This is a genomic window from Halomonas urumqiensis, from assembly GCF_003028575.1.
Lineage (GTDB): Bacteria > Pseudomonadota > Gammaproteobacteria > Pseudomonadales > Halomonadaceae > Halomonas > Halomonas urumqiensis.
Window position 1 is genome coordinate 1,243,718 of the sequence record NZ_PYUD01000001.1, and the last position, 13,346, is coordinate 1,257,063.

Here is a 13,346-nt window from a genome sequence, read left to right on the forward strand (position 1 = left end):
CGGAATCGTCAGGCGTCGCCAAGCGGCTGCGCCATGCATATATAGTGGAGCACTATGGGCAAGTCACTGGTCATCGTCGAGTCGCCCGCCAAGGCCAAGACGATCAACAAGTATCTCGGCAACGACTTCATCGTAAAGTCGAGCGTGGGACATATCCGTGACCTGCCGACCAGCGGCTCGGGCAAGACGGCCTCGGATCCCAAGGAGCGTGCGCGACAGGCGGCGCTGACGCGTAAAATGTCGCCGGACGAGAAGGCCGAATACAAGCAGCGCAAGGCCCAGGACCAGTTGATACGCCGCATGGGTATCGATCCCGAGAATGGCTGGAAGGCCAACTACGAGATACTGCCCGGCAAGGAGAAGGTGGTCGCCGAACTGCAGAAGCTTGCCACCAAGGCCGACACCGTCTATCTCGCTACCGATCTGGATCGCGAGGGGGAAGCTATCGCCTGGCACCTTCGCGAGACCATCGGCGGAGACGACGCACGCTACAAGCGTGTGGTGTTCAACGAGATCACCAAGAATGCCATCCAGGAAGCCTTCAAGGATCCTGGCAGCCTGAACATTCCACGTGTCGAGGCTCAGCAGGCGCGTCGCTTCCTCGATCGCGTGGTGGGCTTCATGCTGTCGCCGTTGTTGTGGGCCAAGGTGGCGCGAGGGCTATCGGCAGGCCGCGTCCAATCGGTTGCCATGCGCCTGATCGTCGAGCGCGAGCGTGAGATTCGCGCCTTCGTGCCAGAGGAATTCTGGGACGTGCACGCCGATCTGCTCGCCGAATCGAGTGACTCACCGATTCGCTTCGAACTGGTGCGCCAGGATGGCAAGCCTTTCCGGCCGACGTCGGAGCAGGAGACGCTGGCGCGCATCGCCGCGCTGCGCAAGGCAAGCCTTGCGATCACCGCGCGCGAGGACAAGCCGACCCGCTCGAAGCCGGGTGCACCGTTCATCACCTCGACGTTGCAACAGGCCGCCAGTGGTCGTCTCGGCTTCTCGGTGAAGAAGACCATGACGCTGGCGCAACGGCTCTATGAGGCCGGTTACATCACCTACATGCGTACCGACTCCACCAATCTATCCAATGAAGCGGTGGCGGGCGTGCGCGAGTTCATCGGCGAGTCGTTTGGTGAGCGCTATCTGCCCGAGTCGCCTAATCGCTATTCGAGCAAGGAGGGCGCCCAGGAGGCCCACGAGGCGATCCGGCCGTCGGATGTGAACCGCCAGGCCACTGACCTCGCCGGCATGGAGCGCGATGCCGAGCGGCTTTACGAGCTCATCTGGCGCCAGTTCGTGGCGTGCCAGATGACCCCGGCCGAATATCTCTCCAGCACCCTGACCGTGGAAGTCGATGGCTATGAACTGCGGGCCAAGGGGCGTGTGCTCAAGTTCGATGGCTATACCCGTGTCATGAAGCCCGCCGGCAAGAACGAGGACCAGGCGCTGCCGGATCTCGCCGAGGGTACCCCGATGTCCCTCGTCGAACTCGACCCGCAACAGCACTTCACCAAGCCCCCGGCGCGCTATACCGAGGCAAGCCTGGTCAAGGAGCTGGAAAAGCGCGGTATTGGCCGGCCCTCGACCTACGCGGCGATCATCTCCACCATCCAGGATCGTGGTTACGTCAAGCTCGAGAACCGCCGCTTCTATGCCGAGAAACTCGGTGACATCGTCACTGAACGCCTCAAGGAGTCGTTCCCCGACCTGATGGACTTCTCCTTTACCGCCCGCATGGAGGATAGTCTCGACGAGGTGGCCGAGGGCGAGCGCAATTGGCAGGCATTGCTCGATGCCTTCTACGAGGAGTTTCGCAAGGAGCTTGCCGAGGCCGAGAGCGAAGAGGGCATGCGCCCCAATCAGCCGGTACCCACCGACATCGACTGCCCTAGCTGTGGGCGCAAGATGCAGATTCGCACCGCCTCCACGGGGGTGTTCCTTGGCTGTTCCGGCTACAACCTGCCGCCCAAGGAGCGCTGCAAGACCACCATCGACCTGTTGCCCGGTGAGGAGGCGGTGGCTGCCGACGCCGACGAGGAAGCCGAGACCGATGCCCTGCGTGCCAAGCACCGCTGTCCGACATGCAGCACGGCGATGGACAGCTACCTGATCGACGAGACCCGCAAGTTGCATATCTGCGGCAACAGCCCGGATTGCGACGGCTACGAAGTCGAGCAGGGCAAGTTCCGGATCAAGGGGTATGACGGCCCGACCATCGAGTGCGACAAGTGCGGCAGTGAAATGCAGCTGAAGTCCGGCCGTTTCGGCAAGTACTTCGGATGTACCAACAGCGAGTGCAAGAACACCCGCAAGCTGCTCAGAAGCGGAGAGGTGGCACCGCCCAAGATGGACCCGATCCCCATGCCTGAGCTTGCCTGCCAGAAGGTCGAGGATCACTACGTGCTGCGCGATGGCGCCAGCGGCTTGTTCCTTGCCGCCAGCAAGTTCCCCAAGAATCGCGAGACACGACCACCGCTGGTGGCCGAGCTCAAGTCGCACGCCAAGGAGCTCCCCGAGAAATACCACTATCTGCTCGATGCGCCGAGCGAGGACCCGGATGGCCGCCCGGCGCAGATCCGCTATTCGCGCAAGGCCAAGGAGCAGTTCGTGATGACCGATGAAGAGGGCAAGGCCACTGGCTGGAAGGCGACCTTCGACAACGGCAAGTGGCATGTGGAGGACAAGCGCAAGTGACGCCGCGATCGCGTACCAATCAGTTGCTCTACCAGGCTGAGCTTTTGCTCAACACGCCTGCAGGCAACGATGAGCATGCCGAGGCACGCCGCATGGCCGGCGAGGAGGGCGCTTTGGCGCTTGCCGAGCTGGCGCTGGAATCCCTGCTGCGCGAGGTCACGGAGCATGCTCTGCTGGGCAGTCATGACTGGCGCGAACTGCTGGGACCACAAGGGGCGGGGATCGCTGAATTGCAGCGGCTGCGTGAGCTTGCACAGCGCCCCGACAGCTGGCTGGGTTGGCTTATCGTCAAGCTGGACGCCTTGCACGGCAGCGATGGCGCCGCGCGCCTGAGCCGGGGTGGCGTTCAGGGATTGATCGCCGTTGGCAGCGGTGCTGCGCTTGCCGAGGAGCTCGCGTGGTGCCTTGCTGACGCGAAGCGAGACATCGCGTCACTGCGCGAGACCAGCGAAGAGTGGTGAGCGAGAGTCGCACGGGTCATGACGCTGGCAACGCTAGCCGGCTGGCGATTCTCGTCGATGTCCAGAACGTCTATTACACCACCCGCGAAGCGTTTGGTCGCCATTTCGACTACCACGCCTTCTGGGCACGCTTCACACCGGGAAGCCAACTCATCGCCGCCAACGCCTATGCGGTGGATCGGGGCGATCCGCGTCAGCAACAGTTCCAGAATATCCTGCGTGGGATTGGCTTCAGGGTGAAGCTGAAACCCTTCATCCAGCGCCGCGACGGTTCCGCCAAGGGCGACTGGGATGTTGGCATCACCGTGGATGCGATGGAGCTCGCGCCTTCGATCGACCATCTGGTACTGGCCTCCGGTGATGGCGATTTCGACCTGCTGGTCCACTACCTGCGTGAACGTTTCGACCTGAAGGTCACGGTGGTCGGTGTCGAGCGGCTGACCGCCGATTCGTTGATTCGCGCCGCCAGTGACTTCGTTCCCGTCGACCCCTCGCTGTTGCGATAGCGCTCCAGTCCCGATGTTGCCATCAGGGTGCCCGGCACTCGTTTGATTACCTGTCCTTGATGTACATCAAGCGCAGTGAGGCTGGCTTGACTACGATGAAGACAGTTGCCGAGACGTTGTCGAGGAGAGAGCCATGACCGACCAGATTCTGTCACCCAAGATGCTCGGTTACTGGACGGATGACCAGATTCGCGAGGTGCCGGAGGATTCCGGCGTCTATTGTGTCTACCGCGCCGCCCGAGACCCCGAAACGGGGGAGATGGCGGTACAGGAGCTGCTCAGGGTCGGCGAGCATCGCAACGCCCGTCACGGCATTCGCAACGACGAAACTCGCGAGAAGTGGCTGGCATTCATCCAGCCCGATGAGGCGCTCTGGTATGCGGTGGGCTTGTGCGGGCCGGCGAACCGGGAGCGGCTGGCGGCGGCCTTGATCAACGCCCACAAGCCGCGCTTCAACAGCAAGAGCGAGTTTCTCGAGCGTTTCCCCTTCGATGAGACCACCGTGCATGTCTACGGCCGCAAGGACAAGCTGCAGAGTATCTTCACGGTGCAACGCCGCGAGTGACGACGCAGGTTCGTCGCGCCATCGCCCGGGTATGGCCGGCAAGCCGTTGACCGGGAGGGTGACGTCGTGTCGACCGTCGCGCTGACTTTCTTTGGCCCGTGTCGCGGGCGCCCCATAACCGGTACAATCGGCACCCATTTTCACCTCCTTACCGGTCTCTCATCTTGATCTCCACCGCCAATATCACCATGCAGTTCGGGGCCAAGCCCCTGTTCGAGAATGTCTCCATCAAGTTCGGCAATGGCCACCGCTACGGGCTGATCGGCGCCAACGGGTGCGGCAAATCCACCTTCATGAAGATTCTCGGCGGCGACCTCGACCCGTCATCGGGTCAGGTCATGGTCGAATCCGGGGCGCGGCTTGGCAAGCTGCGCCAGGATCAGTTTGCCTTCGAGGAGATGCGGGTCATCGATACGGTGATCATGGGCAACCGCGAACTATGGGAAGTGGCCGCGGAGCGCGAGCGGATCTATTCGCTGCCGGAGATGAGCGAGGCCGATGGCATGGCGGTGGCCGACCTGGAAGTGCGCTTCGCGGAACTCGACGGCTATACCGCCGAGTCACGCGCCGGCGAGTTGCTGCTGGGCCTGGGTATCCCGCTGTCTCAGCACACCGGGCCGATGAGCGAAGTGGCACCGGGCTGGAAGCTGCGCGTGCTGCTTGCCCAGGCACTGTTTGCCGACCCCGACGTCCTGCTGCTCGACGAGCCTACCAACCATCTGGATATCAACACCATCCGCTGGCTGGAGGGGATGCTCACCGCGCGTAACAGCACCATGATCATCATCTCCCACGACCGCCACTTCCTGAACAGTGTCTGTACCCACATGGCTGACCTGGACTACGGCGAGATCACTCTATTCCCGGGCAACTATGACGACTACATGACGGCCGCCACCGCGGTGCGTGAGCGCCAGCATGCCGATAATGCCAAAAAGAAGGCGCAGATCGCCGAACTGCAGGCTTTCGTCAGCCGCTTCTCGGCCAACGCCTCCAAGGCCAAGCAGGCCACCTCGCGCGCCCGGCAGATCGATAAGATCAAGCTCGAGGACATCAAGCCGTCGAGCCGCGTCAGTCCGTTCATCCGCTTCGAGCAAGCGCGCAAGATTCACCGTAACGCTGTCAACGTGGAAGGCCTGACCAAGGGCTTCGGCGATGAATTGCCGCTGTTCAAGGGGCTTGGCATGACTGTCGAGGCCGGCGAGCGGATCGCCATCATCGGCCCCAACGGTATCGGCAAGACCACCTTGCTCAGGACCCTGGCCGGTGAACTTGCCCCCGACGCGGGTAGCGTGAAGTGGACCGACAGTGCCGATCTCGGCATGTATGCCCAGGATCACTCCGACGACTTCGCCAATGACGCGACGCTCTACGAGTGGATGGCGCAGTGGACCGACGGTGGCGAGCAGGTGATTCGGGGGGCGCTTGGCCGCATGCTGTTCTCGAGCGACGACATCGGCAAGTCGGTGAAGGTGATCTCGGGGGGAGAGCAGGGCCGCATGCTGTTCGGCAAGTTGACACTGACGCGCCCCAATGTGCTGCTGATGGACGAGCCCACCAACCATCTGGACATGGAATCCATCGAGTCGCTCAACCTGGCGCTTGTGAACTACCCGGGCACGCTGATCTTCGTCAGCCACGACCGCGAGTTCGTCGCGTCGCTGGCCACCCGGATCCTCGACATGCGTGATGAGGGCGTGGTCGATTTCAGCGGTAGCTATGATGACTACCTGCGCAGTCAGGGGCTGTTCGGTTGACATCAGTCTGATGACGATGGACGGCCTGCACCGGCAATCGCTGCAGGCCGTTGGCTACATGGCTGGTCGATGCTGCACAGCTCGGCTAGGGTGATGAGGTCTAGTGGCGATTCCGCCATCCCCTGATCACGCAAGGACGCCGATGCATTGGATCAAGTTCCTGCACATCGTGGCGCTGGTCTGCTGGTGTGCCGCACTGCTTTATCTCCCGGCACTGTTGCATCAGCGAGCCCGCGCGGCCAGTGCGAATCCAGCCGGTGGGGTTCTCGATGTGCGGGTGCTTCCTCGTCTGCTTTACATCGCTCTGGCCACGCCGGCCGCGCTTGTCGCCATCATGTCCGGGAGCGTGCTGTTTCTTGTCCAGGGGCTGACGGGAGGCTGGTTGGTGCTCAAGCTGTTGGCGGTGTGTGGGATGGTACTCTCCCACGCTGGTTGCGGCTGGTTGGTGATGAGGCTCGAAGAGGGGGAGGCGCGCAAGGTCGCGACAGGCGCTCTGTTGTGCGGTGGCCTGGCGGGCATCTGCATGTTCGTGGTGGTGGTGCTGGTACTTGCCAAACCGGTGTCATGAGTATCTTTCTGATCAGGAGCCGCTGGATGCCAGGTCGCTGGAACACACGACACGATGATCACCTTGTTGGCCATTGCCTTGTGGCGATGTCAGTCATCGAGCTCCACCCCGACAGCGTGTTCGTAGACCAACTGGCCACCCAGCCATCCCGCCAGGGCGATCATGGCAGCAGTCGAAAGCGACAGGGTAAGCCCCCACGGCAGCAGGGCTTCATCGAGCAGCCGCCACAGCCAGTTCAGCGACGCCATCGAAAGCATTACGACCGCCACCATGGCATGGGTCCAGGCGGTCACCAACCGACGAATTCCCCTCACGGTGACCAGGTCGACGATGCCGGCGAGACTGGCCAGCCAGCCACCGATCGCACCCACTCCCGCAAGCCACATCGATGCGCGTGTCCAGAACGGGTCGCCGGTGTACAAAAAACCCAGATCGCTTGCCACGAGGCCAAGCAGCGCAGCCACCGGAAAATGAATCATCACCGGATGCAGGGGGTGCCCGGCGAAGGCGGCACGGCTGCGGATCGAGCGCTGGAGGGGTTTAGGCATCCTGGGTTCCCGAAGGGTGGTGGAGGGACCTTTTGCATTCAACGCGCCCAGCGCCGACGGGTCAACCGGGCAGCCCTGCAAGCCGCGCTCCCGCTGGCGCTGCTGATGCTTGCGGGTTGCTCGGGGGATCGTTCGATACTCGATCCAGCCGGTCCCGCGGCACGTGATGTGGCCTGGCTGTGGTGGGCCATGCTGAGCGGATTCGGGCTGGTGTTCGTCGCCGTGGTAGTGGCTTGGTTGGCGGCCTTTCGACCACGCGCCCATGTTGAGCGGAGTCCCGCCGAGGAGCGCCGTTTCTCATTGCGCTGGATTCTGGGCGGCGGCATTGTGCTGCCCGGCGTCAGCATCCTTGCGCTGCTGGTGTTCGGGGTTCCCACAGGTCAACGAATGCTGCCGGTGACGCTTCCAGGCGAAACTCCCCCTCAGGTCATCGAGGTGGTGGGCCATCAGTGGTGGTGGGAAATTCGCTACCCGGGAGAGCAAGGCGACGTGGTGACCGCCAACCATCTGGTGATGCCCGCCGGAGAACCCGTGGAATTCCATGTCACCAGTGCCGATGTGATTCATGCGTTCTGGGTGCCCCGTCTTGGGGGCAAGATCGACATGCTCCCCGGGCGGACCAACCGCATCAGGCTCGAAGCCGACGAGCCGGGTGTTTTCGGCGCCCAGTGCGCCGAATTCTGTGGTGTTCAACACACGCATATGCATCTGCATGTCGAGGCGCTGCCGCGCGAGGAGTACGAGGTATGGCTGGATGCCCGGCGCTCACCGCTTCCAGAGGATGAGGCACATGCCCAAGCTCGCCAGGACTTCATCCAGCACTGCGCCGGTTGCCATCGTGTCGCTGGGCTTAGTGATGGCGAGCGTGGCCCGGACCTTTCGGATATCGGCAGTCGCGCGACCCTTGGGGCGGGGGTGATGGCCATGGAGGAGGGCGCCATCGCCAGGTGGCTTGCCACACATCAATCGTTGAAGCCGGGCAATCGCATGCCATCCCATGATGACCTCGAAGACGAGACGCTTGAGCGGCTCGGCGCTTGGCTCGAGAACTTGACACCATGAACGAGACTTCTCAAAGCCACGCATCAAGCAAGGCTGACTTGTTGCATCGCGAACTGGAACTGGCCTGGGGAAGCCCGGCCGGTTTGCGCGGCATGCTGACCGTGGTCAATCACGGCACGCTGGGGCTTCGCTTCATGGTCACGGGGCTCGTCTTCTTCCTGCTTGGCGGTGTGCTGGCGATGCTGGTGCGCACCCAGCTGGCCTTCCCGGACCAGGACTTCATGTCGCCCGACGTCTACAGCCAGGTCACCACCATGCATGGCACGGTGATGATGTTCCTGTTCGCCATTCCGGTACTCGAAGGACTTGCGATCTACCTGATTCCCAAGATGATTGGCACGCGTGACCTGGCCTGCCCCAGGCTGACCGCATTCGGCTATTGGTGCTATCTGTTCGGTGGCATCATCCTGTTCTCGAGCCTGCTGCTGGACATGGCGCCCGACAGCGGCTGGTTCATGTACACCCCGTTGAGCAGCGGCGAGTACTCTCCCGGATCGGGCTCGGACTTCTGGTTGCTGGGCATCACGTTCGTCGAGATATCGGCGCTCTCGGCGGGTGTGGAACTGACCGTCTCGATACTCCGGACCCGAGCATCGGGAATGGCGCTGCACCGCATGCCATTGTTTGCCTGGTATATCCTGGCCATGGCACTGATGATCGTGGTGGGCTTTCCGCCGCTGATCCTTGGCAGCGTGCTGCTGGAGCTCGAACGTGCCGTGGGCATGCCGTTCTTCGCCGTGGCGGGAGGCGGCGACCCTGTCTTGTGGCAGCACTTGTTCTGGCTGTTCGGCCATCCGGAGGTCTACATCATCTTCCTGCCGGCGGCGGGTATCGTCTCGACGCTGATTCCGGTATTCGCCGGACGTCCCATGGTGGGGTATGGCTGGATCGTCGCCTCCATCCTGATCACCGGCTTCATCAGCTTCGGGTTGTGGGTGCATCACATGTTCACGGTAGGCATCCCCCAACTGGCCCAGGCATTCTTTTCGGCGGCCAGCATGCTGGTGGCGGTTCCCACGGCGATCCAGGTGTTCGTGTGGTTAACGACACTATGGTTGGGACGCCCACGCATGACCCTGCCGATGCTGTGGGTGCTAGGGTTCCTGGTGATCTTCGTTTGCGGTGGGCTTACCGGGGTGATGCTGGCGCTGGTGCCATTCAATTGGCAAGTGCACGACACTCACTTCGTGGTCGCGCATATGCATTACGTGCTGGTGGGGGGCATGTTCTTTCCGCTGATGGCCGGGCTTTACTACTGGTTGCCGTTGGTCACGGGGCGGATGCCCTCGGAGTCACTAGGGCGCCTGGGCTTCTGGCTGACCTTCAGCGGCTTCAATCTGACGTTTCTGATCATGCACTGGACCGGTCTTCTCGGCATGCCCAGGCGGATCGCCAGCTATGAGTCGGCGATGGGTTGGGATATCTACAACCTGATTTCCTCGGTGGGTGGCTTCATGATGTCGGCGGGCATTGCCGTGGTGTTGCTGGACCTGGCCTTGCATGGACGCTTCGGACGTCTGGCTCCGCGCAATCCCTGGTGTGCCGATACCCTGGAGTGGGCCGTGGCGACACCACCCACAAGCTATACCTTTGCAAGCCTGCCGCAGGTGACCTCGCGCCACCCATTGTGGGAGTTTCCGCAACTTGGCGAGAGCATTCGCCTTGGCGAACATGAGCGGGCCGGCGCCCCACATGGCCGACGTGAACTGCTCGGTACCGACCCACTGACCGGTCGAGTCAGGGAGATCATCCACTTGCCCGGCAACAGTGTCTGGCCACTGGCCGCGGCGCTTGTGCTGGCGGTGGTCTGCATAAGCTTGCTGGTTCGTCTCTATCCGTTGGCATTGGTGGCTTTCGTGGTGGCGGCCTGTATGCTGCTGCGCTGGTCCTGGGAAAATGGTGCTCATGCATCGGCCACACCGCTGGGAGACAACGAGCCCAGCGACCCCGCCTTGCACTCGCGCACACCGGATGGCCCGGGGCGATGGACCATGGGCGTGGCGTTGCTGGCGGATGGTGCCTTTTTCCTGTCGCTGCTGTTCGGTTGGTGCTACCTGTGGACCGTGTCGCCACAGTGGCGGATGCCGGATGTCTCACCGCTGTCGCTACCCATGATGATCGCCTCGGGGCTTGCGCTCACGCTCGCCGCCAGTTGGCTTGGGCGCCGTTGCCGGGCAATTGTCGCCGGCCGCGAGGAGGGGCTGGCGCGTGCTTTCGCCGGCATCGCGGCGCTTGGTGGCGTGCATCTGCTGCTGCTATTGACCCTGGCCGTTCAGGCCGCCCTTGCCCCGACCGATTCCGCCCATGACGCGGTGCTGTGGGTCGGCCTTGCCTACCTGCTGGTCCATGCCACGCTGGCCACCGTGTTGATGCTGCTTCAGGCCCGGCGTGCCGCATTGGGACTGGTGAGCGCGCGACTGCCCTTCGAGCCGGGCGTGGTGTTGCTGTTCTGGCGCTACCATACAGGCGCTTACTGGATACTGGTCGCGGCGATTGGGGTCCTGCCTCGAGTGCTGGGAGCGAATGCATGAGCACACCGCGCCGTTGGCCCGCTCCCAGTCATCCATTGCAGTTGATACTAGGGCTGAGCCTCTGGAGCCTGTGGTTCGTGGTGCTGTATGGCGGCCTGTCGGTGGCCTGTGAAATGGCGCCACCAGAGCCCTCACGAGGCGTTTTCACCGCGCATAATGCCACGCTGGGCCTGTTGTCGTTGGCAACGCTTGGCCTGTTGCTGTGGCTTGCTTGGTCATGTCTGTCAGCATCCCGGCGGCAGGAGGGGGTGGCTTGCTACCTATCAATGGTCTCGGCGGGGTTGCATCTGTTCTCGGGAGGAGGCGTGGTGGTGGTGGGGCTGCCCTTGCTCATGCTGCCGCCGTGTCTGTGATCGGGAGGGCATGATGCCATCTGTGTCTGCAGCCATGTCCACCCGTGTGGGAGCTTCGAACCACCGGGGACATGACATGCTCTACAGCGTGGAGGGCATGTGGTGCCAGGGGTGTGCCTGGGTGATCGAACGGCGGCTCGCGAGGTTGCCAGGTGTGGAGGATGTCGGGGTCGACCATGGCGGTGCCTTGCTGTGGGTGGCGGGCGACCCGGGGGTGATCCGTATCGAGTCGTTGGGAGCCGAGCTGCGCAAGCTGGGCTACCAGTTGTTGCCGCTCGACGGGGCCGCTGATGCCCGTGGGCGACTGGAGAGCGAGAGCCGCCGATTGGCTGGGCGGTTGCTGGTGGCGGCGCTATTCGGCATGTGGACCATGCTGGCCTCGTTGGTGATCTATGCCGGAGCGATGCCCGAGCCGCGTTACGAATACGTCCTGGCATGGATTTCCGGGGCGTTCTCATTGCCGGTGGTGGTGCATGCGGGGTTTCCGTTCTACCTGGCGGCGTGGCGGGGATTGAAGGGCGGGCATGCGGGTATGGACCTGCTCGTCACCCTGGGGGTCGCCAGTGCCATGGCGGTGTCGGTCTGGCTGCTTCTGCAAGGGGTCTCGGATGTCTATTTCGACACGGCGGTGATGTTGGTTCTTTTACTGCTCGCTGGACGCTGGGTGGAAATACTCGCGCGATACCGGGGATTGCGCGCGCTCGAGTCGCTGGTTCCTGAACGCGATGTCGTGCGCTGCGTTCGGGATGGCGAAATATGCGAGCTTCCCCCGGCCGATGTGGCAGTAGGTGATTGCATCGAAGTGGCGACGGGAGAGCGGCTTCCGCTTGATGGTCGCTTGCTTGATGACTCGGCACGTCTCGACCTGTCGCCACTGACCGGCGAAAGTCGCCCGGTGGTGGTGACCCGTGGCGAAAGCCTGGCGGCGGCAAGCCGTAACCTTGGAGAGGCGCTGAGGCTTGTGGTCACCGCGCCGCTGGGAGAGTGTCGAATGGATGACCTCTATCGGGACATGCAGCGCCAGCGCGCGACCAAGGGAGAGCTTCGGCGAGCCGCTGACAGGTTTGCTGCCTGGTTGTCACCGCTTGCCCTGGTGTTGGCTCTGGCGACATTGTGGATGTCGCTGCTCGTTGGCCTCGAGGTCGAGGACGCACTGGTGCGAGCGTTGTCGGTTCTGGTGGTGGCATGTCCTTGTGCGGTGGGGCTTGCCGTGCCACTGGCGAGCCTTGCGGGGAGTGCACGGGCCTTGGCTTGCGGTGTGGCGTTTCGTGACACGCGGGCACTTGAAATCGCGGGGCAAGCGCGAGCAGTGGCCTTCGACAAGACCGGTACCTTGACGCTTGGGGACCTGAAAGTCTGCGCCAGTCATACCGTGCAGGGTGTCTGCGAGGATGAGCTCGTCACGCTTGCTGCGCTGGCCGGGGAGCGCAGTGAGCACCCGCTGGACCTGGCGATTCGCCGTCATGCCGAAGGGCGTGATGCACTACCGTGGGAAGCGCCATGTCGCTTCGAGGAACACCCCGGCAAAGGACGGGTCGTCTGGTGTCAGGGTGCCGGATGGGAAGCACAGCGATGTCTGCAGGTCGGCAGTCGTGATTGGTTGCAATCCTGTGGTGTGCTGATGACAGATGAGCCCACGCAGTGGCCGCTGGCGAGTCGCGTGGACGTGGCGCGTGATGGTCAATGGCTTGGCTGCCTGTGGTTGCAGGATACCCCGCATCCTTCGGCGGCTGGCTTGATCAACGAACTACGCCAATCTGGGCGAGATGTTGCATTGATCAGCGGCGACCGCGCCCCGCTTCTGATGCAGCTTGCCACTCAACTCGGTCTCCCGGGGAACTGCTGTTTTGCCGGTCGCACGCCGGAGCAGAAGCAGCAACTGGTTGCCGCCTTGCCGAGACCTTCGGTATTCGTGGGCGATGGCATCAACGACGCGCCTGCACTGGCGGTGGCCTCGGTTGGCATTGCCCCGCTCGGAGCAAGCCAGGCCGCCAGGGACGCGGCGGGCGTGCATCTGCTTCGATCCGGACCGGGCGGGGTACATGAGGCGCTTGAGATCGCGCGCCTGACCCGCAGAACAATGCGGCAGAACCTTTTTTTTTCAGCGATCTACAATATGCTGGCGCTTGGCCTTGTGGTGTGGATACCCGTGCCGCCGCTCGCCGCGATACTTGCCATGCTGGCAAGCTCCCTTTCGGTGATTGCCAATGCCGCGCGGTTGACACTGCCCTCTACCGCCGCAGATGGGCATGCAGAGCGATAGATGGGCAAGGCAATAATAGGGCAAGGCAACAACAGGGCAAGCAACAA

The 13,346-nt window shown here is 62.9% G+C and carries 11 protein-coding genes; 10 read left to right on the forward strand and 1 reads right to left on the reverse strand.

The features are described from left to right. Positions 1–54: 54 nt before the first annotated feature. From topA to C6V82_RS05380, 6 genes are all read left to right on the forward strand, one after another. Positions 55–2,685, forward strand: a complete 2,631-nt coding sequence (gene topA, locus C6V82_RS05355) for a type I DNA topoisomerase (protein ID WP_102588774.1) — start codon at positions 55–57, stop codon at positions 2,683–2,685. Then, complete coding sequence (locus tag C6V82_RS05360; protein ID WP_102588775.1) at positions 2,682–3,146, forward strand: DUF6586 family protein; 465 nt, start codon at positions 2,682–2,684, stop codon at positions 3,144–3,146. Before topA ends, C6V82_RS05360 begins: the two co-directional genes overlap by 4 nt. Continuing rightward, positions 3,143–3,652: an NYN domain-containing protein gene (locus tag C6V82_RS05365; RefSeq protein WP_102588874.1), complete on the forward strand. Its 510-nt coding sequence runs from the start codon at positions 3,143–3,145 to the stop codon at positions 3,650–3,652. The genes C6V82_RS05360 and C6V82_RS05365 overlap by 4 nt, the downstream gene beginning before the upstream one ends. Positions 3,653–3,785: 133 nt before the next feature. Continuing rightward, positions 3,786–4,217: a hypothetical protein gene (locus tag C6V82_RS05370; RefSeq protein WP_102588776.1), complete on the forward strand. Its 432-nt coding sequence runs from the start codon at positions 3,786–3,788 to the stop codon at positions 4,215–4,217. A gap of 164 nt (positions 4,218–4,381) precedes the next feature. Continuing rightward, positions 4,382–5,974: an ABC-F family ATPase gene (locus tag C6V82_RS05375; protein ID WP_102588777.1), complete on the forward strand. Its 1,593-nt coding sequence runs from the start codon at positions 4,382–4,384 to the stop codon at positions 5,972–5,974. A gap of 142 nt (positions 5,975–6,116) precedes the next feature. Further along, on the forward strand, positions 6,117–6,542 hold the full coding sequence (locus C6V82_RS05380) for a CopD family protein (RefSeq protein WP_102588778.1): 426 nt from the start codon (positions 6,117–6,119) through the stop codon (positions 6,540–6,542). 89 nt (positions 6,543–6,631) lie between these two features. On the opposite strand, the gene C6V82_RS05385 is transcribed toward C6V82_RS05380, so the two are convergent. After that, positions 6,632–7,090: a DUF2231 domain-containing protein gene (locus tag C6V82_RS05385; protein WP_102588876.1), complete on the reverse strand. Its 459-nt coding sequence runs from the start codon at positions 7,088–7,090 to the stop codon at positions 6,632–6,634. A gap of 105 nt (positions 7,091–7,195) precedes the next feature. Here C6V82_RS05385 and coxB point away from each other — a divergent pair, with 105 nt between their 5' ends. The 4 genes from coxB to C6V82_RS05405 all read left to right on the forward strand — a co-directional run bounded on the left by coxB (position 7,196) and on the right by C6V82_RS05405 (position 13,299). Next, positions 7,196–8,152, forward strand: a complete 957-nt coding sequence (gene coxB / locus C6V82_RS05390; RefSeq protein WP_229843023.1) for a cytochrome c oxidase subunit II — start codon at positions 7,196–7,198, stop codon at positions 8,150–8,152. Then, complete coding sequence (gene ctaD, locus C6V82_RS05395; RefSeq protein ID WP_102588779.1) at positions 8,149–10,683, forward strand: cytochrome c oxidase subunit I; 2,535 nt, start codon at positions 8,149–8,151, stop codon at positions 10,681–10,683. Before coxB ends, ctaD begins: the two co-directional genes overlap by 4 nt. Next, positions 10,680–11,036, forward strand: a complete 357-nt coding sequence (locus C6V82_RS05400) for a hypothetical protein (protein ID WP_102588780.1) — start codon at positions 10,680–10,682, stop codon at positions 11,034–11,036. The genes ctaD and C6V82_RS05400 overlap by 4 nt, the downstream gene beginning before the upstream one ends. A 76-nt stretch (positions 11,037–11,112) precedes the next feature. After that, a complete protein-coding gene (locus C6V82_RS05405; protein WP_229843021.1) occupies positions 11,113–13,299 on the forward strand; it encodes a heavy metal translocating P-type ATPase in 2,187 nt (728 codons plus the stop codon). Positions 13,300–13,346: the final 47 nt, after the last annotated feature.

Excerpts from the sequence above, each read along its gene's own strand:
- ctaD (WP_102588779.1), top strand. The coding sequence starts at position 8,149 with ATGAACGAGACTTCTCAAAGCCACGCATCAAGCAAGGCTGACTTGTTG.
- coxB (WP_229843023.1), top strand. The coding sequence starts at position 7,196 with ATGCTTGCGGGTTGCTCGGGGGATCGTTCGATACTCGATCCAGCCGGT.
- C6V82_RS05405 (WP_229843021.1), top strand. The coding sequence starts at position 11,113 with ATGCTCTACAGCGTGGAGGGCATGTGGTGCCAGGGGTGTGCCTGGGTG.
- C6V82_RS05400 (WP_102588780.1), top strand. The coding sequence starts at position 10,680 with ATGAGCACACCGCGCCGTTGGCCCGCTCCCAGTCATCCATTGCAGTTG.
- C6V82_RS05380 (WP_102588778.1), top strand. The coding sequence starts at position 6,117 with ATGCATTGGATCAAGTTCCTGCACATCGTGGCGCTGGTCTGCTGGTGT.
- topA (WP_102588774.1), top strand. The coding sequence starts at position 55 with ATGGGCAAGTCACTGGTCATCGTCGAGTCGCCCGCCAAGGCCAAGACG.
- C6V82_RS05370 (WP_102588776.1), top strand. The coding sequence starts at position 3,786 with ATGACCGACCAGATTCTGTCACCCAAGATGCTCGGTTACTGGACGGAT.
- C6V82_RS05385 (WP_102588876.1), bottom strand. The coding sequence starts at position 7,090 with ATGCCTAAACCCCTCCAGCGCTCGATCCGCAGCCGTGCCGCCTTCGCC.